This is a genomic window from Candidatus Palauibacter soopunensis, from assembly GCF_947581735.1.
Lineage (GTDB): Bacteria > Gemmatimonadota > Gemmatimonadetes > Palauibacterales > Palauibacteraceae > Palauibacter > Palauibacter soopunensis.
In genome coordinates this window covers 108578-131323 of sequence record NZ_CANPVT010000027.1, presented here as the reverse complement: position 1 = coordinate 131323, position 22746 = coordinate 108578, and the positions used below count along the sequence as shown (strand labels likewise).

The following is a 22746-nucleotide window of genomic DNA, read 5'->3' as shown; positions in this document are numbered from 1 at the left end:
TTGCGACACGCCGGGACGCCGGGACGCCGGCCGCTCCTCGCGGTTTCCGCGATCCTGGCGGGGGCGGTTCTCCCCGACGGATTGGTCGGCGCGGGCCAGGACGCGTTCATCACGCCGCAGTCGGAGCTGTTCACGAATGTGACGGTGATCGACGGCCGCGGAGGGCCGCCCAGGCCTTCTTCGTCGGTCCTCGTGTGGGGCGGCCGCATCCGGGACATCGGCACCCAGGGTTCCGTGGCTGCCCCGGAGGGAACCGTCGTCGTGGACCTCTCGGGCTCCTACCTCATCCCCGGCTTCATCGATGCGCACGCCTCGCCGCAGACCACGGAAGAATTGCGGGCGCTGCTGGCCGCCGGGATCACGGGGGTGCGCGACGGGGCCACATCGCTGGCCGCCTTCGAGGAGCGGGGCCGTGGGGGCTTCGGCGAAGATCCCGTTCCCGCCGTCTACGTTGGCGGTCCCGTCCTCGAGGCCGGGGAGGCGGTGCGCGGTGCGGCGCTGGAATCGGAAGCCGCCGCCATCGCCGAGGTGGCGCGGCAGGCCGCGGATGGAGCCGGCTTCGTCTCGCTCGCCTCGAGCGTGCCTCCGCCGTGGCTCGTCGGGGTCGCGCGGGCCGCGCGCCGGGCCGAGGTGCCGCTGTGGGCCGACCGTCGCGATGGTGGCTGGCTGCTGGCCCTCCGTGCCGGGTCCGCCGTCGCGAGCCCGCTGGTTTCCGGCGACGCCGAGTTGCTTCCCGAGAGCGAGCGCGGCCCCTTCGACGCGCTTGCGGAGGCGGGGCAGGTCCCGATCCGGACCGCCTGGCTGGAGCGGCTGGAGCCGCACGGACCCGATGTCGACCGTGCCGTTACCGCACTCCTCTCGAACGACTCGGCCCTCCTGCCGCTGCTCGCCAGCGCGTACGCCCCCCTCGACTGTTTGGCCGAAGCCGCCACCTGCACGCCGCCGTCCGCCGACGAGCGGGCCGCGCTTCAGGCGGTGTGGCCCAAGGCGGAGGCGCTGGTCCGGACCTTCCACGGCCACGGGGTCCGCCTGCTCGTGGGATCCGATGCTCCGCGGACGACTCCGTGGGGAGAGGGTTTCCACCGCGAGATGCAGTTGCTCGCGGAAGCCGGCATCCCCCCTCTCGAAGTCCTCGGCATGGCCACGAGGAACGGCGCCACCGCGCTCGGCCAACTGCACGAGCGGGGGACGATCGAGATCGGGAAGCGCGCCGACTTCCTCGTCCTGGAGGCGAACCCCGTCGCGGACATCCGGAACGCGCGCCGCATCTCGTTCGTCGTGATCGACGGGGAGGCCTGGAGGTTCGACCGGGAGGGGAACTGGAGGCGGGTCCGCTTCAACTGACGCGGACGCCCGTCCGCCGCTATCGGCTGCGGTAACAGTAGGCGTCGCGCCGGCGCGTCAGGTCCTCGATCACGGCCGCCTTGAAGGTTTCCGCGCACTCCGAACCGCCCAGTTCTCGGCCGTATTCCTCGATATCCACGACTTCGGCGCCCAGCCACGCGCTCCGAAAGGGTCGCGGGAAGCGCTCCCCGGGGGCCTGAATGTGGTGGAGTCCGCCGCTGTAGCCGATGAACAGCCGGCCGTCCGGCATCGCCCGGAGAATGTCCGCGATTCCCCCGCGGATGGTCATCGGATTCCCCTGAAGATCCAGCCCGGTGCGACGCATCATCCGCCCTTCCGGGAGGATGATGAGCATGGCCTCCGGATCCTGGACCTGCCGGAGCACTTCCTCCCACGTGTCATCCTTCTCGCGCGTCACCGGCACCACGTGTTTCGCGATGAGCAGGAAGAGCCGGCCCAGTATCGGTCGGGCCGCCGTCTTGTCCGCGAGCGGCACGACACCGTGCGTCGCGAGGTGCCAGAGCACGCGGCTCGGCACCACGGCGAGGAAGACCGGTTCGAAGAGACTCGTGTGGTTGAGCAGGGCGAGCACGCGCAGATCGGACCAGGGATCGTCGGCTTCGCGGAGCCACTCCAGCCGGACCCGGCAGAGCGCCTTCGCCGCGACCTTGATCGAAAAGAGAAGAAGAAAGACGATATAGCTGCGCATTTTGCGCAGTGTGCTTCAGGAATCGTCGGGCGGTCAAGAGTCCCCGCGCTTCGGCCGGATGCGGCCAAAGGTGGCATTGGCCCGGGCCCTGCCCCATCTTCGGGCGCCCGGCGGTACTCGCCCGGCTGTACGCGTTCGGCGCCGCACGGCGCCCGTATTCAGGAGTTTCTTTCCATGAAAGTTCGATCGTTGTTCCTCGCGACCCTTCTCACGGTCCTGTTCTCGACCCCCGTCCTCGCGCAGCGTGACTTCTCGGCCGTCCAGATCGAGGCGACGCACGTCGCCGGCACCGTCTGGATGCTGGTGGGGAGCGGCGGCAACATCGGCGTGTCGTCGGGTTCCGACGGCGTCGTGATGGTTGACGACCAGTTCGCGCCGCTGGCGGACAAGATCCGCGACGCACTTCGGGAAGTGGGACAATCGGAGGAGGCCGCGGAGCCGCAGTTCCTCATCAACACGCATTTTCACGGCGACCACACGGGCGGCAACGTCGAGTTCGGGGAGGCCTCCACGATCGTGGCGCACACCAACGTGCGCACGCGGCTGGCCGCGGGCGGATCGCCCGACGTGGCCCTGCCCGTCGTGACGTTCGACGACGCCGTCTCCATCCACTTCAACGGCGAGGAGATCCGGGCATTCCACATCCCGCACGGACACACCGACGGGGACGCGCTCATCTACTTCACCGGCTCCAACGTCCTCCACATGGGCGACGATTTCTTCGCCGGCCGCTTCCCCTTCGTCGACATCGACAACGGCGGGAGCGTGGAAGGGCTCGCGAACGGGATCTCGGACGTGCTGGCCAACGTGCCCGCCGACATCCACATCATCCCCGGGCACGGCCCGCTCTCCTCCGTGGACGACCTGCGGACGTACCACCGCATGATCACCGAGACGATCGCGATGGTCCGCGGGAAAATCGACGCCGGGATGAGCAGCGAGGAGGTCCAGGGCGAGGGCGTCGCCGAGGAGTGGGCCGACTGGGGCGCCGGGTTCATCTCGACGGAACGCTGGCTCGACACCGTGCACCGCAGCCTTTCCGGGGCGGCGGGCGGCGAGGATGTCGAACACGGCCACGGCCACGGACACCACTAAACGGCCACGGACACCACCGGGAAGGGTGACGACCAGGTGAGCGACGACGGAAGCCGCTCCGCCGACGACGGCGGCTGGGTCGCGGACGGCTACAACGCGGGGTACGCCGAGGGGCTGGTCGAACGGGCGCTGCGCGACCGGGGCGTGATCCCGCCCCCGCTGGCGGGCTGGGATCCATCGGCAGGGGCGGTCATCGAAGCGCCGCCGCCGGTCGTCGTTCCTCCTCCTCCTCCCCCCGCTCTTCCCGCGCCCGCCCCGACGCCCGCCGAGGCGGAGGTCGTGGCGACGGAGGATCTGCGGCTCGCCGCCATCGCCGGGGCGCTCGTCGAGGCCCACCGCGCGTACGGTCACCTGGGGGCCCGCATCGACCCGCTCGGCTCCGAGCCTCCGAGGCACCCGCTCCTGGAACCGGAATACCACGGCATCCGCCGCGACGAACTCGCGCGCGTGCCCGCCTCCGCCGTCTGGCTCAAGCACCTGGGCGACAACGCCGCCGAGGTCGTGGACCGCCTCGAGGAGATCTACTGCGGCCCGATCGGCTACGAACTCGACCAGATGGAGAACCCGACCCAGCGCGACTGGCTCGTGGACTACATCGAGTCGCATCGCCACCGGCTTCTCATGAGCCGCGAGCGGGCGACGGCGTGCCTCGAGTGGCTGACCCGCGTGGAGGGGCTCGAGACGTTCCTGCACCGCACCTACCTCGGGAAGAAGCGGTTCTCCGTCGAGGGACTCGACATGCTCGTGCCCATGATGCGGGGGATCATCGGGAGCGCGGGGCGGCGCGGGGCGCGGCAGGTGTTTGTGGGGATGGCGCACCGCGGGCGCCTGAACGTGCTGGCCCATGTCATGGGACTTTCCTACGAGTCGATCGTGGCCGAATTCGAGGAACAGGCTGCGCGCGGCATCATGACCGCGCTTCCGGAGCACGGATCCGGGGACGTTAAATACCACGTGGGCGGCAGATCCCAGGTCGCGGAGGACGAGGTCGAACTGGACGTGCGGCTCGCCCCGAACCCGAGCCACCTCGAGCACGTGAACCCCGTCGTCCTCGGCATGGCCCGGGCCGCGCGCTTCAGCGGCGAAGCCTCCGACTCATCCGCCATCCTCCCCATCCTCATCCACGGCGACGCCTCCTTCGCGGGGCAGGGCGTGGTGGCGGAAACGCTGAACCTGTGCCGGCTGCGGGCCTACGAGACGGGCGGCACGCTTCACATCATCACGAACAATCAGCTCGGCTTCACCACCCTGCCCGGCGACAGCCGCTCGACCCGGTACGCCAGCGACTTGGCGCTCGGCTTCCGGCTCCCCGTCGTGCACGTGAACGCGGACGACCCCGAGGCGTGCATGGCCGCGGTGCGGCTCGCCGTCGACTACCGGTTCGAGTTCGGGGAGGACCTGGTCATCGACCTCGTGGGCTACCGGCGCTACGGGCACAACGAGGGGGATGAACCCTCGTACACCCAGCCCATGATGTACGAGCGGATCGCCTCGCACCCGCGGGTCCGCGCGCAGTTCGCCGAAGCCGTCGTCGAGCGGGGGCTCCTCTCCCGCGAAGAGGCCGACGCCATCGTCGCGGACGTGGATGCGGAACTCGAGGCGGCGAGAGGAGCGATCGCCGCGCACAAGGAAGCGGACGAACAGACGGGGACGGCGCCGGACCCGAAGCGGCTGCTGGATCCGGCGGAACCGGCGCGGCCAACCGGCATTCCGGAGGCGCGGCTGCGGACCCTCAACGAGGCGATCCACCGCTGGCCGGACGATTTCAAGCCCTTCCACAAGCTCGGCCGACAACTGGAACGGCGTCGCGCGGCGCTGGACGAGGGAATCGACTGGGGGCACGGCGAGTCTCTCGCGCTGGCGGGCCTGCTCACGGAGGGCGTCCCGGTGCGCCTCACCGGCGAGGATACCGAGCGCGGCACGTTCAGCCACCGGCACCTCGTGCTGCACGACGCCGAGGACGGGCGCCCCTACACGCCCATGGCCCACCTCGAAAAAGGACAGGCGGCGTTCCGCATCGCGAACAGCCCCCTCTCCGAGATCGCCACGCTAGGCTTCGAGTACGGCTTCTCCACGATCGCGGCCAACGCGCTCGTCATGTGGGAAGCGCAGTTCGGCGACTTCGCCAACGTCGGGCAGGCGATCATCGACCAGTTCATCGTGTCGGGCCGCACGAAGTGGGGGCTGGAGTCGCGGCTCGTCCTGCTCCTTCCGCACGGCTACGAAGGCCAGGGCCCGGAACACTCGAGCGCCCGGCTGGAGCGTTTCCTGCAACTCGCGGCCGAAGGCAACATCCGCGTCGTGAACTGCACGACGCCCGCGCAGTACTTCCACGCGCTGCGCTGGCAGGCGCTGCGCGCGACCTGCCGTCCCCTGATCGTGATGACGCCGAAGAGCCTGCTGCGCCACCCGCGCGCCCGCTCGACGATCGGCGACCTCACCGGCGGCGCCTTCCGCCCCGTGCTCCCGGACCCCGACTTCCGGGCGGATCCGTCAAACGTGAACCGGGTCCTCGTGTGCAGCGGGAAGGTCTACTTCGACCTGCTGGCGGAGGCTCCCCCCGCGCACGACATCCCGATCCTGCGCGTGGAACAGCCGTACCCCTTCCCGGCCGAGGAACTGGCCGCCGCCCTGACCCCGTATCCCCGCGAGGCGGAGATCTGCTGGGTACAGGAAGAACCGGAAAACATGGGTGCCTGGACGTTCATGCGTCCGCACCTGCGCCAACTCCTCGGCCGCGAGCCCGTCTACATCGGCCGCCCGGAGCGCGCGAGTCCGGCGGAGGGCTATTTCGGCAAGCACGTACGACGCCAGCGGCGCCTCCTCAGAACGGCGCTTCGGCTTCCGGAACAGTAGGGAAGGTCAGCGGATGCGGGTCTGGATCGTCCGCTTCATGTCCGAGAGTTCGGAGACCACCTTCTGGTGGAGGACGCCGAGCGCCTGGCTGCGGCCATCTTCCTCGGAGTCGGAAAGCTCCTCGAGGCGCGTCTTCGCCCCGTCGTACTTGCGCTCCAGCCGGTCGATCATGGCCATGATCTGAACTTTTCGGCCAGCGCGGGCCTCGCGGAGCTTCACCCTCAGCTCCTCGGCCCCCTCGCGGTATTTCTCGACCGTCGCGGTCGTGCGCTGCAGCATCTGCTCGTAGTTGTCGGAAAGCTCCATCCAAACCGCCTCGGTCAAGAACTTCGCGGTGCGACGCAACGCCCGACCGGCATGGTTCGCACCGTCACCTCATACTGCCAGCATTTGAAAATAGAGGCCGGAGGCCGCCCGGGGCACCCCTTCGTCCGTCGGGCCGAAATCGGTGGCCGCCTACGGGCCGCGGCCGGGACTCCCCAAGGCGATCGTCTCGCGCATCGGAACCTTCGGGAAGGTCGTCGAGTAGGCGCCGTACGCGAGCGCGAACAGGCCGACGAACCCGACCGAGATCATCGCCTCGGGCACGCCGAGCGGCAGTCCTTCCCCGTGCCAGATCGACGGCGCCACCATGTTCCAGCGCTCGACCCAGAAGCCGATCAGGATCAGCAGCCCGACGAAGGCCAGCCAGCGCGAACTCATCTTCGGGCTCCGCCCCAGGAGGAAGGGGAAGGGGAGGGCGAAGATAAGCACCATCTGGAGCCAGAACATGCGCCCGAAGCCGCCCGTCGAGCGCGGCATGAAAAAGTTCGTCTCGCGCGGGATGTTGCCGTACCAGATCACCAGATACTGGGCGAACCAGAGGTAGGTCCAGAACGCCACGAAGGCGAACGTCAGCTTGCCGAGATCGTGGAAGTCGTACTTGCCCCACGGCCGGATCCCGCCGGCGCCGTTGTAGCGGTGGGCCATGACCGCGACGAGCGCGAGCATGCCGAGCCAGCCGCCGATGAAGTAGTACGGCCCCCACACCATGCTCATGAAGCCCGGCGTGAGCGACATCCCGAAATCGAACGACAGGAGCGAGAAGATGACCGCCCAGCTCAGGATCAGCAGGGCGGACAGCCGTCCGATCCGGCTTCGGCAGCGCTCCACCTCCACGTCGTCTCCACGCCAGCCCCGGGCGAAGAGGGAAACGACGGCCTTGCGCCAGCCCCGGCTCTCCGCGGCGACCAGCGGCGCGTCGGCCCGGATCGAGTAGAAGAGCCACACGAAGGCGAGCAGATAGAGCACCGCGAGCAGGACCCCGTTCCGCATGAAGACGCCTTCGAGCGTCAGCCAGTCGCGGTTCAGGTGTTCCGTCTCCACGGGCCCGATCCAGGGGAAGACGTGCTCGGCGCCGAGCCGGAGCGTGAAGAAGAGGGCGAAGGAGAGGGGGAGGAAGGCGCCCGCGGCCTCCGCCAGCCGGCGGAAGCTCTTGCCCCAGTGCCCCTTCGCGACCTGCAGGACGGCCCCGAACACGACGCCCGCCATCGAGATCGCCGTCCAGAAGAGGAAGTTCGACCACACGCTCATCCAGGCTCGCTGCGCGTCGCCGCCGACCGTGGTCGCGAAGCCCACGGCCCCGATCGCGACCGCCGCCAGCCACACGGCGAGCCATACCGTCGGGATGCGGCCGCCGATCGTCTGCAGCGCCTCTCCCGTGGTGAGGGCCGGACGGCCGCCGCCGCCGCTCACAGGCCTGCTCCCGTCCCGGGGACCTCGCCCGTTTCGGACGCCGCCGCCGCCTCGGCCGCTGCCGCCTCAGCCGCCGCGGCCTCGGCCGCCGCCGCTTCCTCGGCCATCGCCTCGGCCTGCAGTTGCCGCACGTACGCGACCAGATACCAGCGGTCCATGGCCGGAATGCGCCGGTAGGGCGGCATCAGCCCCCGCCCGTTCCCGATCATGCCCCAGATGTAGCCGTCCGTGTATCCGCGCGTGAGTTCGCCGCGGATGTTGAGGAGCGGGATGTCGGGAATCCGGTTCTGTCCCACCACGGAGCCGTCGCCCGCCCCCGTCACGCCGTGACAGACGGTGCAGAACTGGCTGTACAGTTCCGCCCCGCGGGCGAGGTCGCCGTCGGTCCCGGAAATCGGGCTGACCAGCATCGTGTCCGCCGCCATCAGGTCGTACGTGCGCTCGCCGTCGATCGGCATCGTGCCGGGCACCGGCAGCCGCGCCCGCTCCTCGAAGGCCTCGATCGAGGGCTGCCAGGACATCGTGTTGAAGAACGGGGTCCGCTGATCCAGGTGCTTGATCTGGTCGTCGCAGGCGGCCAGCGCGAAGGCGGCGAGGACCAGGGTGGCGGCGGCCCGGGCGGTCATCCCTGCACCTCCACGTCCACCGCGGCCGTCTCACGCACAAGCGCCTCGGCGGCGGCGTGCCCTTCGCCGTTGACCGGGACGAAGATGCCCCAGCGGTCGACCGAGAAGGAGGTTCGATACGCGGGATCGAGGTTGATCACCGGCCGCTTCGTGTGCACGAGCAGCGCGACCAGCCCGAAGATCCCCGTGAGCAGCACCGTGAGCTCGAACATGAACACGACGAACGGCGGCAGCGACACGAGCGGCTTGCCCTGCGTGACGAGCGGGTAGGCCAGCGACGTGCCCGCCGTGAGCAGCACCCCGAGCGTACAGCCGGTGATCGCCCCCGTCAGCGCCCACACCCGCACCGGCGAGGAGTGGATGTCCATCGCCTCCTCGATCTCCGGCGACGGGATTGGCGAGAAGACCTCGATGTCCCGGTGCCCCGCGTCGCGCAGCCGCGCGATGGCGTCGAGCGTGCCGTGCAGCGTGTCGTACTGCCCGAGGACGCCGCTACTCATGGCCATCCCCACCTTCTCCGTGTTCTGCGTGCGAGTGCTCGTGTGCGAGATGTTCCTTCACCTCGGCGATCGAGATCACCGGCAGGCTGCGCGAGAAGAGCAGGAACCAGAAGAAGAACCAGCAGAAGCTGCCGACGAGAATCGACATCTCCACCCAGCTCGGCGTGTACAGCCCCCATCCGCCCGGCTCGTACTCGTGGGCGAGCGACGTCACGATGATCACGAACCGCTCGTACCACATCCCGATGTTGACGAAGATCGTGAGCGCGAACAGCGCGGGAAGGCTCGTACGAACCTTCTTGAACCACAGCGCCTGCGGCACGACCACGTTGCAGAACACCATGACCCAGAAGGGCAGGGCGTAGGCCCCCAGCGCCCGCCAGCGGAAGCTCTCGATCTCGATCGGGTCCGCCGAGTAGTACGCGAGGAAGAACTCCGTCCCGTACGAGAAGCCGACGATGAGGGACGTGAGGAGAACCAGCTTCGCCATGTTCTCGAAGTGGTTCTCGGTGATGTACGCTTCGAGCCCGAACGCCCACCGCAGCGGGATCATGATCGTGATCACGAGGGCGACCCCGCTGAAGATCGCCCCGGCCACGAAGTACGGGGCGAAGATCGTCGAGTGCCACCCCGGCACGATCGAGAGGGCGAAGTCCCACGAAACCACGGAGTGCACCGACAGCACCAGCGGCGTCGCGATCCCCGCCATGTAGAGGTAGATGCGGCGGTAGTGCCGCCACTCGCTCACCGTCCCCTGCCACCCGAGCGAGAACGCGCCGTAGATCTTGTACATCCAGCCCTTGGCCCGGTCGCGCAGGATCGCGAAGTCGGGGATGAGGCCGGTGTACCAGAACAGCGCGGAGATCGTGAGGTACGTCGAGACCGCGAACACGTCCATTACGAGCGGCGACCGGAAGTCCGGCCAGATCTGCCGCTGCGACGGGTAGGGCATGAGGTAGTAGAAGTACCAGACGCGGCCCAGGTGGATGAGGGGGAAGAGCCCCGCCGTCATCACCGCGAAGATCGTCATCGCCTCCGCGGTGCGGTTGATCGTCGTGCGCCAGCCGGAGCGGAAGAGGTAGAGGATCGCCGAGATCAGCGTCCCGGAGTGGGCGATCCCGACCCAGAAGACGAAGGTCGTGATGTACACGCCCCAGAACACGGGGTGGGTGATGCCCGCGACGCCGATGCCGGCCCCGATCTGGTAGAACCAGGCCCCGAACATGAGGGCGAGACCCGCCGCCGCGACCCCGAGCACGAGATAGAAGCGCTTCTCGGGCATCGCGATGGGCCGCGTGATGTCGCGGTTCGCGTCGGCCAGCGTCGGGGTGGCGGGCACCTTCGCCTCGGCGGTCGCCATCAGTGCGCCTCTTCGCCTTCACCGGCCGCCGCCGGCTCGCCGTGCCCGCCCGCCGCCATGTGCCGGTGCGTGACGTCCTCGAGGTAGGTGATCGCGGGGCGCACGCCGAGTTCTCCGAGCGCGTGGTAGCCGCGGGCGCTCTTCGCCTTGCGGGAGACCTCGCTCTCGGGATCCTTGAGGTTGCCGAAGGTGATCGCGTTCGACGGACAACTGGACTGGCAGGCGGTCATCACCTCGCCGTCCCTCACCGTCCGATCCTCCTCCTTGGCGTCGATCTTGGCCTTGTTGATCCGGTGCACGCACATCGTGCACTTCTCCATCACCCCCACCTCGCGGACGGTGATGTCCGGGTTGAGCTGGAGATTGAGAGGCCAGGCGAAGGCCCCGCCGTCGCCGCGGACGCGCGCGTCGTGGTTGAACCAGTTGAAGCGCCGGACCTTGTAGGGACAGTTGTTCGCGCAGTACCGCGTGCCGACGCAGCGGTTGTAGACCTGGACGTTGAGTCCCTCGGGGCTGTGGTACGTCGCGTAGACCGGGCACACGGGCTCGCACGGCGCGTCGCCGCAGTGCTGGCATAGCATCGGCTGCTGCACCGTCTGGAACCCGCCGTCCTCCGTCTCCTCCTCGAAGCGGTGGATACGCATCCACGACATCTCCCGCCGCATCGCCGCCTCGCGCTCGCCCACGGTGGGGATGTTGTTCTCCGAGTAGCAGGAGGTGACGCAGGCGCCGCAGCCGGTGCAGGCGTTGAGGTCGATGGTCATGCCCCAGCGGTACGGGCTGTTCGGATCGGAGTCCCACGCGGCCTCGACCATCTCGACGAGGTCGATATCGTGCGCCTCGATCTCGTGCAGCGCGTCCTCGACGTTCATGGCGTGGACGATCTCGCGGTCGAGGTCGTCGGTGGAGCCCTGCGTGACGACGAGCCGGGCCGTCTCCCCGGTGGGCGTGACGGTGACCGCCGTGCCGGCGTAGGCCAGCGCGCCGGAGCCGGGGTCCGCGTCCGCCGCGAGGAGGTCCAGCGGGTTCACGCCGCGGTTCCGCGCGTAGCGGCCGTACTCCGTGTGTCCCTGTCCGAGCGGGATCGCCACCGTATCCGGGCGGATGCCGCGGTAGACGTAGACCGGCGCCTCGATGGCGCCCTGGGCGGACTCGACCCGGACGAGGTCGCCGCGCTCGACGCCGAGTTCGTCCGCCATGTCCGGGTGCATCTCCACCCACGAGTTCCACACGACCTTCGTGATCGCGTCCGGGTGCTCCTGCATCCAGGAGCGGTTCGCGCCCCGGCCATCGTAGAACTGGGCCGTGGGGTACACGACGAGTTGCGTCCCGGAGGCCGGCTGCGGGAGCGCGAAGCCGCCGCCGCCGCCCGCGGGAGCATCGGCCTCGCCGGTCTCGGCGCCATCATCGCCCGCCCATGCCGCCGCCGAGGCGCCGCCACGCCGGAGCGCGTCGAGCCACGCGGCGTGGTCGCCGAGCCGCTCGGTCCAGGTGTTCCGCAGCACGGTCGCGTAGTCCGTCCCGCCGAACGCGCCGCCCTGTCCCGCCGCGTTCGCGACGTCCAGCAGCAGGTCCTCGCGCTGGCGCGTGTCGAACACGGGGTGCATGAGGGGCTGTCCGAGCGCCATCGCGCCGCCCGCCAGGTCCGCGTCGCACCACGACTCGAGCGCGTGGTGGCACGGGAGCACCCAGCCGCAGGCCGACGCCGTCTCGTCGAGGTGCGGCGTGATCGCGACGCTGTTCGCCACGTTGGCCAGCGCCTCGCCGAACCCCGCGGCGGCCGGGAGCGCGTAGATGGGATTGCACCCGGCCACGATGAGCGTCCGCACCTGCCCGGCCCGCATGCGCCCAATCAAAGCCTGCATGTCCGCGAAGCTCGCCGTCGTGCCCTCGGGCGCGCCGCCGCCCGGGAAGACCGAGCGGCCTGTCGCGCCCAGTACCTCGTTGAGCGCCGCGACCGCATGCTGCGCCTGCCGGGCATCGGCGCCCTGCGATTCGAGCCCCGGCGGGATCGCGACCGCGTTCTCCGCGGCGGCCAGTTCCTCTCCGAGCGCGCGGATCGCGTCAGCCGAGACCCCCGCGGCCTCCGCGGCCGACTCCGGCGACACGGCGGGCAGTCCGGCCGGAAGCTCCGCGCCGCGCGCCGCGGCCACGACGCCGGCGACCGCCAGCGCCACGGCACCCTCGGTGCCCGCCCGGGCTTCGATCCACTCGTCCGCGTTGGCGCCGGTGAGCGAGAGGCGCGGCCCGACGAAGGTGAACTTCGCGTGGTGGTGGGCCTCGATGTCCCGCGCCGCCGCAAAGCCCGCCGACATCTGCGTCGGGGCGAGCCAGGTGCCGAGGAAGTCGGCCCCGAAGCAGGCGATCGCGTCGGCGGAGGAGAGGTCGAAGTGCGGCATGCCCGCGCCGCCGCTCACGTCCGCCGTCCCGCCGGCCAGCGCCTGGTTCGAGAACGGCTCCCACGCGATGTGCTCGACGCCCATCACGCGCGCCCAGTCCGCGATGAAGCGGCCCGTCGTGCCCGTGACCCGGCCCGTGAGGAGCACCCCGCCGCCGACGCGCACCGCGTTCGTGAGCGCGGCCGTCGCATCCTCCCAGCTCGCGAACTGGAAGGGAGGCGCCCCTTCCTCCGTCGATGGATTCCGCTGCAGAGGCTGACTCACGCGATCCGGATCGTACAGGTCCTGCAGCGTCGAGTGCGTGAGCGACGAAAGGCCGCTCGTGCCTCCCCCGAACCGGTCGTTGGGGCTCAGGCCGAGCACGCGGCCGTCGCGCACCTGCGCGTGGACGGCGACCGGTTCCGGCCCCGCGTCCGGCAGCACCGTCGCGTAGGTCTCGGAAACGCCCGGCGTGATCCCCTCTTCCTCGACGAGGCTGGGGATGAGCTTGTCCCCGAAGTTCGGCGGGCCGCACGCCGCCAGCGTCGCCGCTCCGGCTCCGGAGGTCCCGAGCACCTTCAGGAAACGGCGGCGGGAAGTCCCCGTTCCGTTCGCACCGTTCGCCGCGTCGCCGTTCAGGGCGTCGGCGTTAGGCGCCGCGCCACCCGAGCAGCTCCCCGCGCAGCCGCAGCCGCCGTTGCCCCCGTTCAGTAGTGACATGCTGCGCAATCCGTGGGAGCCCGCGTCTGGCCGTAGTCCGTGTCGATGTCCCTCGGGTAGAACCCTTCCGGCTGACGGGGCGCCGGCGCACGTGGCGGCGGGTTGTCCCGCGCCAGCGTGTGGTCCGTCGCGACATCGCCGTCGGAGGGAGGCTGCCGGTGGCACTCGAGGCACCAGCCCATCGTGAGCGGCGCCCACTGGTAGACCCGGTCCATCTCCTCGACCGGGCCATGGCAATCCTGGCACTCGAGGTTCCGCAGGTGGGCCTTGTGGCTGAACTGCACGAACTCCGGCAGCTTGTACACCCACTCCCACTCGATCGGCTCGCCCCGCGCTTCGTACTGACGCAACTCTTCGACCGGCGGCAGCCCCGTGCCCGCGATGCGGTGGCACCCCATGCAGACCTCGAGCGTCGGAACGACTCCCGAGACCGACCGCTCCGTCCCGACATGGCAGTACATGCAGTCGATCTGCAGGTCCGTGACGTGGAAGCGGTGGTTGAACGGAATCGGCTGCTCGGGCCCGCGCCTCGCGTTCTCGTGATCGTAGATCGCGCGCCACTGCGCGGGCATCGTCGCGAGATCCTGCTCACCCGCGTACTGGGCCGACGCGGCGGCCGTCTCGCCCTCGCCCGCGGCCTGCGGATCCGCGCTTTCCTGAACGTGAAGGAAGGAGGACGGATCGAGGCTCGCGACCGCGAGCTCGAGTTCGCCGGTTGAAGGCCGGTACAGCGCCAGAGCGGTGGCGCCGAGGGCCGCGGCGAGGACGCCCGCGGCCGCGCGAGAGCTTATCTTCATCCGCCTCTCTGAGGGGGAATCGACGATGTGAGTCGCCCGTCAGCCTCCGCCGGCGGAAGCCCGGGTCGCGAACAAGGTAAACCCCGTTCCGGTGGATGCAACCGTCGCCGGGGACCGCCGATCCGGCCCCCTCCGAGGTTGACCGATTCGGGCCGTTCCTTTAGCATATGTCCGTCCGAGCGGGCTCCCACCCGGGGCCCGCTCGTCGTGTCTTTCGGAGGGGCCTTAGCTCAGATGGCTAGAGCGCTACGTTGACATCGTAGAGGTCACTGGTTCGAGTCCAGTAGGCCCCATCGAAACGCCGCTGCAGGGGGCTGTAGCTCAGTCTGGTTAGAGTGCCGGTCTGTCACACCGGAGGTCGCGGGTTCAAATCCCGTCAGCCCCGTTCCGAAAAGAGTGTCGAGCGAGGGGCCGTAGCTCAGTTTGGGAGAGCGCTTGAATCGCACTCAAGAGGTCGCGGGTTCAAATCCCGCCGGCTCCACTCCCGTTCGCCGCACCCCCGCACCCCCCGCGAGCCTTCTCGCCAGGGGCGCCCCGGGTAGCGGCCGACGGCTCGCCACCGTAGCTCAGGGGTAGAGCACCGCATTCGTAATGCGGCGGTCGTCGGTTCAAATCCGACCGGTGGCTCTGAAGGGCCCCTCCCGCCGACAGCCGGCAGGCTGGAGGCTTCGGAGGGAGAGGAAGCAGGGACACGCGGGTGTAGCTCAGTTGGTAGAGCGCAACCTTGCCAAGGTTGAGGTCGCCGGTTCGAATCCGGTCACCCGCTCTTCATCGCCGGCTCGCCATCTCGTTCGCGAGCCCGGCCCCCGCGCCCACCGCGCGGTCCGCAGTACCCCTCGGGGCGTGGCTCAGTCCGGTAGAGCGCTGCGTTCGGGACGCAGAGGTCCCCGGTTCAAATCCGGGCGCCCCGATTCCCGCCCGCCTGGTCATATTGGCCGGGCGTACTGTTCCGCCCGCCCGGTCTGCCAAGTCGCCCCCCGAGATTAGGCGGGCCGCCGAAGGCGGTCGTAGCCAAATCCGGGCGCCCCGATTCCCGCCCGCCTGGTCATATTGGCCGGGCGTACTGTTCCGCCCGCCCGGTCTGCCAAGTCGCCCCCCGAGATTAGGCGGGCCGCCGAAGGCGGTCGTAGCCAAATCCGGGCGCCCCTGCCCGGTCAACCAGTTGTGGTTGCATGCCCGTCCGTCGACCGCGCCAGCGGTCGCGGTTCGTTCAGCCGCGGAGCACGTTCCCGCGGGAACATCAAACCCTCGCGCGTGCCTTTACATGGCGGCAAACGGGCGTTTACGATGGTTGCAGCCCCAGCACGAGAACCTCTTGGGATTGCGCTCGACCATGGGACTCACGCACGCCGCGATCGGACTGTCCGTCGGGATTTCGCTTCTCGGCTCTGAGCTTCACGCGCAGGACTGGGGCGACCACCGCGCGTACCAGTATCAGTTCGGAGAGATCTCCATCCCGCCGGCGTCGGCGGATGAACCGATTGCGGAGACCCTGTCTCTCGAGCGTGCGCTCGCCTACCTGGAGGATGGAGCCAAGGCCTGGGCGAACCACCGCGGCTGCGTCTCGTGTCACACCACGGGTTGGTACGGGATCCTCCGTCCGCAACTCGCCGAGAGCCTGGGTCAGCCCGACCCAGCCTTCCGGACCTTCCTCGACGAGCGGCTTCAAGACAGGCTCGCCACGGACCCCGAAGAGCTCCAGCAGGATGTGAACCCCGCGGAAGTCGTGCACTTGGCCGCGTCCCTGGCATCATGGGATGCGCACGTGGACGGGCGGCTGTCTCCCGAGACCGGGCAAGCGCTCGAACTCATGTTCAGCCTTCAGCGCGACGACGGGGCGTGGCACTCGCCGGACACATGGCCGCCCTTCGAGTCCGACGCGTATCAGCTCGCGACCGTCGCGGCCATGAGCGTGGGCCTGGCTCCGGGATGGCTCGAGCAGGCCCCCTCTCCCGAGCTGCAGAAGCGGATCGCGAGTCTGCGGGAGTACCTGCGGCGGGTCCCTCCTCCCCACGACTACGCTCGCGTGGCGCTGCTCTGGGCGGACCGGTATCTCCCCGGCGTAATCGACGCCGACGCGAAGCAGGACATCGTCCGGATGATCCTGGACCGTCAACGCCCGGACGGGGGCTGGTCGATCCGCTCGTTCGCTCAGCCCGAGGAGTGGGGCCGCGGCAACCGCGCGGAACGCCTGCGAGCCGAGGTGGACTTCGGCGATCCCGCGAGCGATGGCCACCAGACCGGCTTGGCGGTCGTCGTGCTGTCGTCCGCGGGAGTGCCGGCAACGCACCCGGCCGTGCAGCGAGGCGTCGAGTGGCTCAGCCGGAACCAGAGAGAATCAGGCCGCTGGTGGACAAAGTCGCTCAATACGGAGACATGGCACTTCATCACGTATACGGGGACGCTCTACCCGGTGATGGCTCTCGCCGTGACGAGTTCTCTGGCGAGTCCCTCGTCCGAGGAGCGCTAGGGAATCGCGTCGGCGCTGGCCTCTACAATACGGCCACGTCCTCCGGCGAAGAGTCTGCGTGTCAGTTGTCGGCCGCGAGATTCAACGTGTGCACTGTCTCGCCGTCTCGCCGGACCAGCAGTCCCTGAAATTCCTCTGAAAGGCCCGTCCACGCGTGTCCCGCGGGTGCGGTGCCGAGAAAGACCCTGTCCGGTCCGCTGCCCACCAGAACGCCGTGCGGACCATTATCGTCCAGGATCAAGATGAGACCCTCCTGGATGCGATCCGTGTCGAGACCGAGACTGACCCGATAGTTGCCGTCCATAGGCTTCACGCCGTACCCCATCCGCTCGAACCCATTGGCGTCGTTGATCACCATGCCCGTGCTCGGTGCGATCCGCTGTCCGATGTTCGGATCGGGCACGGGATCCCCGACGACGAGGCGATCAAACCCCTCCTCGCTGAGGATGAGCATGCCGTTCGTCTCGTGGTTGTAGTCCTGGTAGAAGTCCATGTAGACGTCGGGGAATCCGGGTCCCCAGACCTCCCGCACGCGGGCTTCATCGGTGCGAACGCGGTCGGAGGCCTGCGGGATCGGAGCGCCGATGAGGATTCGTTCCCGCCCGCCCGCGTCCTCGATGACCAGCCCCTGGGCTCTGATTATATCATCCGTAGCCGCCCCGCTTCTGACGAAGAGCACGACCAGCGCGACGGTCATCAACGCGGCGTAGACCTGCAACCAACGAATCGAACGTGTGAGTCGTTCGCCATTCGCCATCACGGAATCCTCCTTGTCAGTTGTCAGCCGCGAGATTCAGTTGGTGCACGGTCTCGCCGTCTCGCTGGACCAGCAGTCCTTGAAATTCCTCTTCGAGACCCGTCCACCCGTGTCCTGCGGGCGCGCTGCCAAGAAAGATCCTGTCCGGCCCGGTGCCCACTAGAACGCCGTTCAGGCCATCATCTTCCAGGAGCAGGACGAGACCCCTCTTCGATACGATCCGTGTCGAGGCCCAAGCCGACGTTGTAGCGACCGTCCACAGGCGACAGGCCGTACCCCGTCCGTTCGAATCCTTCGACGTCATTGATCACCATGCCGGTAGTTGGTGCGCTACGCCGCCCGATGTTGGGATCGGGTACCGGATCCCCGACGACGAGGCGGTCGAATCCGTCCTCGCTGAGGATGAGCATCCCGGTGGTCTCGTGGCTGTAGTCCCGATAGAAGTCCATGTAGGCTTCCGGGAATCGGGGTCCCCAGACCTCGCGTACCCGGGCTTCATCGGTCCGAACGCGGTCGGCGGCCTCCGGGACCGGGGCGCCGATGAGGATTCTCTCTCGCCCGGCCGCGTCCTCGATGATCAACCCGCGGGCTCTGAGCACATCGTTCGTCGCCGCCTCGCTTCTTACGAACAGCACCACCAGCGCGATGGTCATCAACGCGGCGTAGCCCTGGAGCCAGCGAACGGAACGCGTCAATCGTTCGGAACTCGTACCCATGGAGTCCTCCCCCATACGACCCCGGCCGTCCGGTCCGCCAACACCCGACTGCGGCGTCTCGAGGGGATCCCGGATTGGCCTCCGCGCTGCTGTCGCGCATGTGACACGAGAACGTCAGACGAGGGTTGTACGAGCGCCCAGCTCTAGGGGCGTAGCAGCAAACCCAGGACCAGTCCCGCTTCGCTGGCCTTCATGCTCGAACGGACGGTGACGACGACGTCCTCGAACTCCGTGGTCCACTCTTCCCGGGCGTAGACCGAGTAGCTCGCCTCGACCCGGAGGGCGACCCGCTCGCTCAAGGCCTTTCCCAGTCCGATCCCGGACTTCCAGACCGTGAAATCCATGTCGCGGTCCTCCTGGCCGGACTGGAACTGGGCGGGATCGCAGGGCTCGGTCGTGAAACAACCGTCGAAGTGGTTGGTGAACTGCGCACCCGCAAAGCGGACGCCGACGAGGACGTGCAGACTGATGCCCCGCGACCGCAGGCCTCCCGGACTGCCGCCGAGCCTCAGCGTCATCCCGTAGCTCGTTGCCGGATCCAGGTTCCACCGGTCCGGCCAACTCTCTCCGAGTTGCTTCCGTTTCGGCGAAATCCCCACGCCCGGGAACTGCGCCTCCACGGTGCCGCCGCGGGACTCCACATCGACGGCCGCATCGAGGAAATAGGCGCCGCCGGAGAACGGCATCCGGTATCCGGCGACCAGACCGATCCCGTAGGAGAGCGCGTCCCCGGAGGCCTCGTCTTCGAACACCTGCCCGCGCCGGGGCTCCGGCACCAGCGTGTTGGGCGCCGTGTTGTCGACCGATTTCTGCATCGTCGCGCTCAGCTGCCCGAGCGGAAACGCCAGGCCCAGGTAGAAGCCGCCACTCCCCGCACTGCCCTCGTCCGCCTGGCCGGCGAGGCCGTCCGTGGCGACGAGAGCCGCCAACACGAGGCAGCCGAGCAGGCCCGTGGTCGACACTCTTGGGAACATCTTCACGCTCCGTTCTCTGCTGGTAGCGGTGGTGGCCCGGGCTAGTAGCGGTAGTGGTCCGGCTTGAAGGGGCCGTGCTTCGGCACGCCGATGTAGTCCGCCTGCGTTTCCGTCAGCTCCGTCAGGCGCGCCCCGAGGTGATCGAGGTGCAGCCGCGCCACCTTCTCGTCGAGGTGCTTCGGCAGCATGTAGACCTGCCGCTCGTAGGCCTCGCGGTTCCGCGCGAGTTCGATCTGCGCCAGCACCTGGTTCGTGAAGCTCGCGCTCATCACGAAGCTCGGATGCCCCGTCGCGTTCCCGAGGTTGAGCAGCCGCCCCTCGGACAGGATGAGCACCGAGTGTCCGTCCTCGAACACGAACTCGTCGTACTGCGGCTTGATGTTGTTCCGCGTCACGCCGGCCTTCGCGAGCCCGGCCATGTCGATCTCGTTGTCGAAGTGGCCGATGTTCCCGACGATCGCCTTGTCCTTCATACGCGCCATGTGATCGAAGTTGATCACGTCCCGGTTGCCCGTCGCCGTGATGAAGATGTCCGCCGTCTCCACCACATCCTCGAGCGTCCGCACCTGGAAGCCCTCCATGGCGGCCTGGAGCGCGCAGATCGGGTCGATCTCCGTCACGACCACGTGCGCGCCCTGCCCCTTGAGCGCCTGCGCGCACCCCTTCCCGACCTCGCCGTACCCGCACACGACGGCGGTCTTGCCCGAGATCATCACGTCCGAGGCGCGGTTCAGCCCGTCGATGACCGAGTGACGGCACCCGTAGATGTTGTCGAACTTCGACTTCGTCACCGAGTCGTTCACGTTGATGGCGGGGAAGAGAAGCGTCCCCTCCTCCGCCATCTCGTACAGGCGGTGGACGCCGGTCGTCGTCTCCTCCGACACCCCCTGGATGCCGGGCGCCGTGCGCTCCCACCGGCCCGGGTCCTTCGCCGCGATCCGGCGCAGCGTCTCGAGGATGACACCCCACTCCTCCGGCTCCGTCTCCGCGTCGAAGTCCGGAATGTTCCCGGCGCGCTCGAACTCGAGCCCGCGGTGGAGGAGAAGCGTCGCGTCGCCCCCGTCATCGACGATGAGGTCCGGGCCCGAGCCATCCGGCCACAGGAGCGCCTGCTCCGTGCACCACCAGTATTCCTCGAGCGTCTCCCCCTTCCAGGCGAAGACGGGGATCCCGCGCGGGTCTTCCGGCGTGCCGTCCGGCCCCACCGCGACGGCCGCGGCCGCGTGATCCTGGGTCGAAAAGATGTTGCAGGAGACCCAGCGCACGTCCGCGCCCAGATCGGCCAGCGTCTCGATGAGGACGGCCGTCTGCACGGTCATGTGCAGCGAGCCCATGACCTTCCGGCCCGCGAGCGGCTTCGCGTCGCGGTATTCCGCCCGCACCGACATCAGCCCGGGCATCTCGTGCTCGGCGAGCCGGATCTCCTTGCGGCCCCACTCGGCCAGGCTCAGGTCCGCGACCCTGAAGGGAATCCGGCCGGCGGCGGTTTGGGTCGATTCGTGAAGTACGGCGCCTTCCATCGTCTATCTCCTTGGGTGTTCAGGCAGTCTTTGCAGTCTTCGTTGTGCAGACAGCTTTCCGGGCGGTGGCCGCGAAGAGCGCCGGTCCGGCCGCCTCGGGTTCGGGGGCGAGCGGAAGGTGACGGTACCCTTCGAGACCGGCGCTACGCGTCCAGTCGCGCATCTGATCCTCCGTGAAGCCGAGCCACAGGTGCCCCATGGTTTCTCGATACTCCTCTCTGTCGTGCGCGCGCATGTCGAGCACGAGGAGTCTCCCGTTCGGGGCCAGTGCCCGGGCCGCCTCCGCCAGCACCCGGCCGGGTTCGACGGTGAAGTGGAGGACGAGCATCAGCACGGCCAGGTCGAGTTCCCCGTCGTCGACGGGGAGCGACTCCAGTTCTCCCTCGCGGACCTCGACGTTGTCGCGTTCGCCCAGGCGCACGGCCGCCGCCGCCAGCATCTCGGGCGATCGGTCGACCGCGATCACGCGCTTCACGAAGGGCGAGATCATGTTTGCCAGCGTCCCCGTCCCCGCGCCGAGATCGCCCACGACCCACTCCGGATCGAGCAGACCGAACAGCGCCGCGAACCGGGCGTCGCTTCCGAACAAGTCGTCGCGGAGGGCGTCCCATTCCGCTGAGGATTCGGAGAAGAAGGCCGCGGCCCGATCCCGGCGCTCGGCGAGCACGCTCTCGGCCCGCTCGGCATCGTCCACGGCCCAACGGGCCCCCGCGAGACTCCCGGCCGTGACCTGCCACAACTCCCGGGCACCGGCCTCGAGAACGCCCTCCATCCGGTAGAACCGGGTCTTGCCTTCGTGTCGCCGGCGCACCCAGCCATCATCCGCGAGCACGCGGAGGTGACGCGAGACCGTGGACTGCGGGAGCTGGAGCACGGAGACCAGTTCCGAGACGGTAAACTCGTTCCGGTCCAGGAGCGTAAGCAGCCGCAGCCGGTTCTCGTCCCCGAGGGATTCAAGGCGGGAGAGAAGATCCCGAGTCGGTGCGGGCGCCCGTGCGGCCATCGTATCCATAAATCCAAATATATGGATACGAAAATGTTGGCGCTACGCTCGCTTCAGGACCGGCCCGCTGCGATCTGTGCGATCATGTCGTCTATGTCGGCCGTCGGACCTTCGATCTTCCGCAAGGCCTCGAGCGCTTCCGTGTGCGAGCCGCCGGACTCGCGTTCAAGGCGCTCCGTGATCGCCCGACAAACCCATGCTTCCGGCGCGACCTGTGATTGCCCCGCCGCCTCACACAGGCGGTGGTACAACGAAGCGGAGACCAACACTTCCAAACGGTGATTCTGCACTTCACCCCCCCCTCCCTCACTCTGGACGGACCCCTTCGGTCGTCAGCTTGACCCTATCACCGTACAAGCTAGCTTCACGTCCACATCGGGGCGTGGCGCAGCCCGGTAGCGCGCCTGAATGGGGTTCAGGAGGTCGCGAGTTCAAATCTCGCCGCCCCGATTTTGCTTCAAGCTTATCCGATCAGGAAGACGGGACCCGCCTGGAATCCGAGATGTCGCGTTTTCCAGTACCCGTCGTCGCGAATCGCGGTCAGGCCAAACGAGTAGAGGGCGTCGAGGCCGAACCGGAGGCGGTCGGCGAGCGGTATTTCGAGCCCGACGCCGGCCGACAGGCCGAAATTGATCGACTTCACGTTCGTGCTCAGGCCGAGGTTCGGATGGTCGCAGGCAGTACGGACACGCTCGGACAGGGGCAGCAGGGGCGGACTAAGGCCCCGCCCCACTGGCTCGGGATGCCGGGTAAAGCCCGCCGCCACATGGCATGAGCGTTTGAGTGCGGTCCACGGACCGAACAAGATGCCCACCGCCCAGCCATCCCGTGCGGTCGGAGTCCACCGGCCCAACGCGGACAACTGGACGTAATCCACCCACAGGGAGACCGTGTGCCCTCGATGATCGCGGCCAGCCTCACCGTCGGCCTCTATCGGTGAATAAGACCCGCCGAGCCTCAGGCTGACCGCATCGGAGAGTTGGATTCCGACATCGATGCCGACGATGGCCACCGCGCGCGTCTCCGTATCGTACCCCTCCGGCATGGTGACGGTGGAGACACCGATGCCGCCCCGAACCCCGAGCGTGGTTTGGGCCGCTGCCGGCGTGGCCAGGAGCATGAGACCGAAGAACACGATTCTGCGCATGACTCGCTCACCTCGGAGCAAGGGGGCCTGATTCCGTCAC

General features: G+C 68.6%; 18 protein-coding genes and 7 tRNA genes. 11 read left to right on the top strand and 14 right to left on the bottom strand.

All coding sequences use genetic code 11. From position 1 onward, the window contains the following. Nucleotides 1-1344, top strand: a complete 1344-nt coding sequence (locus tag RN901_RS08805; RefSeq protein ID WP_310757899.1) for an amidohydrolase family protein — start codon at nucleotides 1-3, stop codon at nucleotides 1342-1344. A 19-nt stretch (nucleotides 1345-1363) separates the two neighbouring features. Here RN901_RS08805 and RN901_RS08800 read toward each other — a convergent pair whose 3' ends face one another. Next, nucleotides 1364-2053, bottom strand: coding sequence for a hypothetical protein (locus tag RN901_RS08800; protein WP_310757898.1), 690 nt, complete (start codon nucleotides 2051-2053; stop codon nucleotides 1364-1366). 174 nt (nucleotides 2054-2227) lie between these two features. Here RN901_RS08800 and RN901_RS08795 point away from each other — a divergent pair, with 174 nt between their 5' ends. Together RN901_RS08795 and RN901_RS08790 are read left to right on the top strand one after the other, a co-directional pair. Further along, nucleotides 2228-3148, top strand: a complete 921-nt coding sequence (locus RN901_RS08795; RefSeq protein WP_310757897.1) for an MBL fold metallo-hydrolase — start codon at nucleotides 2228-2230, stop codon at nucleotides 3146-3148. A gap of 36 nt (nucleotides 3149-3184) precedes the next feature. Further along, the gene (locus RN901_RS08790) at nucleotides 3185-6004 is read left to right on the top strand and encodes a 2-oxoglutarate dehydrogenase E1 component (RefSeq protein ID WP_310757896.1); all 2820 of its coding nucleotides are present in this window, start codon (nucleotides 3185-3187) and stop codon (nucleotides 6002-6004) included. Between the two features lie 6 nt (nucleotides 6005-6010). Here the strand turns inward: RN901_RS08790 and RN901_RS08785 are convergent, their stop codons facing one another. The 7 genes from RN901_RS08785 to RN901_RS08755 all read right to left on the bottom strand — a co-directional run bounded on the left by RN901_RS08785 (nucleotide 6011) and on the right by RN901_RS08755 (nucleotide 14119). Further along, complete coding sequence (locus tag RN901_RS08785; protein ID WP_310757895.1) at nucleotides 6011-6310, bottom strand: hypothetical protein; 300 nt, start codon at nucleotides 6308-6310, stop codon at nucleotides 6011-6013. Nucleotides 6311-6460: 150 nt separating this feature from the next. Then, entirely contained in the window at nucleotides 6461-7738 is a 1278-nt protein-coding gene (locus tag RN901_RS08780; RefSeq protein ID WP_310757894.1) for a hypothetical protein, read from the bottom strand. Next, complete coding sequence (locus RN901_RS08775; RefSeq protein WP_310757893.1) at nucleotides 7735-8364, bottom strand: cytochrome c; 630 nt, start codon at nucleotides 8362-8364, stop codon at nucleotides 7735-7737. Before RN901_RS08775 ends, RN901_RS08780 begins: the two co-directional genes overlap by 4 nt. Then, nucleotides 8361-8864, bottom strand: a complete 504-nt coding sequence (locus RN901_RS08770; protein WP_310757892.1) for a DUF3341 domain-containing protein — start codon at nucleotides 8862-8864, stop codon at nucleotides 8361-8363. Before RN901_RS08770 ends, RN901_RS08775 begins: the two co-directional genes overlap by 4 nt. Continuing rightward, complete coding sequence (nrfD, locus tag RN901_RS08765; RefSeq protein ID WP_310757891.1) at nucleotides 8857-10224, bottom strand: NrfD/PsrC family molybdoenzyme membrane anchor subunit; 1368 nt, start codon at nucleotides 10222-10224, stop codon at nucleotides 8857-8859. Before nrfD ends, RN901_RS08770 begins: the two co-directional genes overlap by 8 nt. Continuing rightward, on the bottom strand, nucleotides 10224-13322 hold the full coding sequence (locus RN901_RS08760) for a molybdopterin dinucleotide binding domain-containing protein (RefSeq protein WP_310757890.1): 3099 nt from the start codon (nucleotides 13320-13322) through the stop codon (nucleotides 10224-10226). The genes nrfD and RN901_RS08760 overlap by 1 nt, the downstream gene beginning before the upstream one ends. Then, nucleotides 13310-14119, bottom strand: coding sequence for a cytochrome c3 family protein (locus tag RN901_RS08755; protein ID WP_310757889.1), 810 nt, complete (start codon nucleotides 14117-14119; stop codon nucleotides 13310-13312). The genes RN901_RS08760 and RN901_RS08755 overlap by 13 nt, the downstream gene beginning before the upstream one ends. A gap of 219 nt (nucleotides 14120-14338) precedes the next feature. Here RN901_RS08755 and RN901_RS08750 point away from each other — a divergent pair. From RN901_RS08750 to RN901_RS08720, 7 genes are all read left to right on the top strand, one after another. After that, nucleotides 14339-14412, top strand: a tRNA-Val gene (locus RN901_RS08750). Between the two features lie 17 nt (nucleotides 14413-14429). After that, nucleotides 14430-14504, top strand: a tRNA-Asp gene (locus RN901_RS08745). Nucleotides 14505-14526: 22 nt separating this feature from the next. Continuing rightward, nucleotides 14527-14600: transfer RNA gene (locus RN901_RS08740), tRNA-Ala, on the top strand. 74 nt (nucleotides 14601-14674) lie between these two features. Beyond that, a tRNA-Thr gene (locus RN901_RS08735) sits at nucleotides 14675-14746 on the top strand. A 66-nt stretch (nucleotides 14747-14812) separates the two neighbouring features. Next, a tRNA-Gly gene (locus RN901_RS08730) sits at nucleotides 14813-14885 on the top strand. A 71-nt stretch (nucleotides 14886-14956) separates the two neighbouring features. Next, nucleotides 14957-15030, top strand: a tRNA-Pro gene (locus RN901_RS08725). Between the two features lie 404 nt (nucleotides 15031-15434). Then, nucleotides 15435-16589: a hypothetical protein gene (locus RN901_RS08720; protein ID WP_310757888.1), complete on the top strand. Its 1155-nt coding sequence runs from the start codon at nucleotides 15435-15437 to the stop codon at nucleotides 16587-16589. Nucleotides 16590-16650: 61 nt separating this feature from the next. Here the strand turns inward: RN901_RS08720 and RN901_RS08715 are convergent, their stop codons facing one another. From RN901_RS08715 to RN901_RS08695, 5 genes are all read right to left on the bottom strand, one after another. Further along, nucleotides 16651-17346 carry a hypothetical protein gene (locus tag RN901_RS08715; protein ID WP_310757887.1) on the bottom strand — a complete coding sequence of 232 codons (696 nt, stop codon included), beginning with the start codon at nucleotides 17344-17346 and terminating at the stop codon, nucleotides 16651-16653. A 179-nt stretch (nucleotides 17347-17525) separates the two neighbouring features. Next, nucleotides 17526-18062 (bottom strand): hypothetical protein, encoded by a 537-nt coding sequence (locus RN901_RS08710; protein ID WP_310757886.1) that lies wholly within the window; start codon nucleotides 18060-18062, stop codon nucleotides 17526-17528. Between the two features lie 143 nt (nucleotides 18063-18205). Continuing rightward, nucleotides 18206-19042 (bottom strand): hypothetical protein, encoded by an 837-nt coding sequence (locus RN901_RS08705; protein WP_310757885.1) that lies wholly within the window; start codon nucleotides 19040-19042, stop codon nucleotides 18206-18208. 35 nt (nucleotides 19043-19077) lie between these two features. Further along, nucleotides 19078-20556 carry an adenosylhomocysteinase gene (gene ahcY / locus RN901_RS08700; RefSeq protein ID WP_310757884.1) on the bottom strand — a complete coding sequence of 493 codons (1479 nt, stop codon included), beginning with the start codon at nucleotides 20554-20556 and terminating at the stop codon, nucleotides 19078-19080. A gap of 19 nt (nucleotides 20557-20575) precedes the next feature. Then, complete coding sequence (locus tag RN901_RS08695) at nucleotides 20576-21559, bottom strand: metalloregulator ArsR/SmtB family transcription factor (RefSeq protein WP_310757883.1); 984 nt, start codon at nucleotides 21557-21559, stop codon at nucleotides 20576-20578. A 376-nt stretch (nucleotides 21560-21935) separates the two neighbouring features. Between RN901_RS08695 and RN901_RS08690 the strand changes: the two genes are divergently transcribed. Then, nucleotides 21936-22009, top strand: a tRNA-Pro gene (locus tag RN901_RS08690). Between the two features lie 13 nt (nucleotides 22010-22022). Here RN901_RS08690 and RN901_RS08685 read toward each other — a convergent pair. After that, complete coding sequence (locus RN901_RS08685; RefSeq protein ID WP_310757882.1) at nucleotides 22023-22706, bottom strand: outer membrane beta-barrel protein; 684 nt, start codon at nucleotides 22704-22706, stop codon at nucleotides 22023-22025. Nucleotides 22707-22746: the final 40 nt, after the last annotated feature.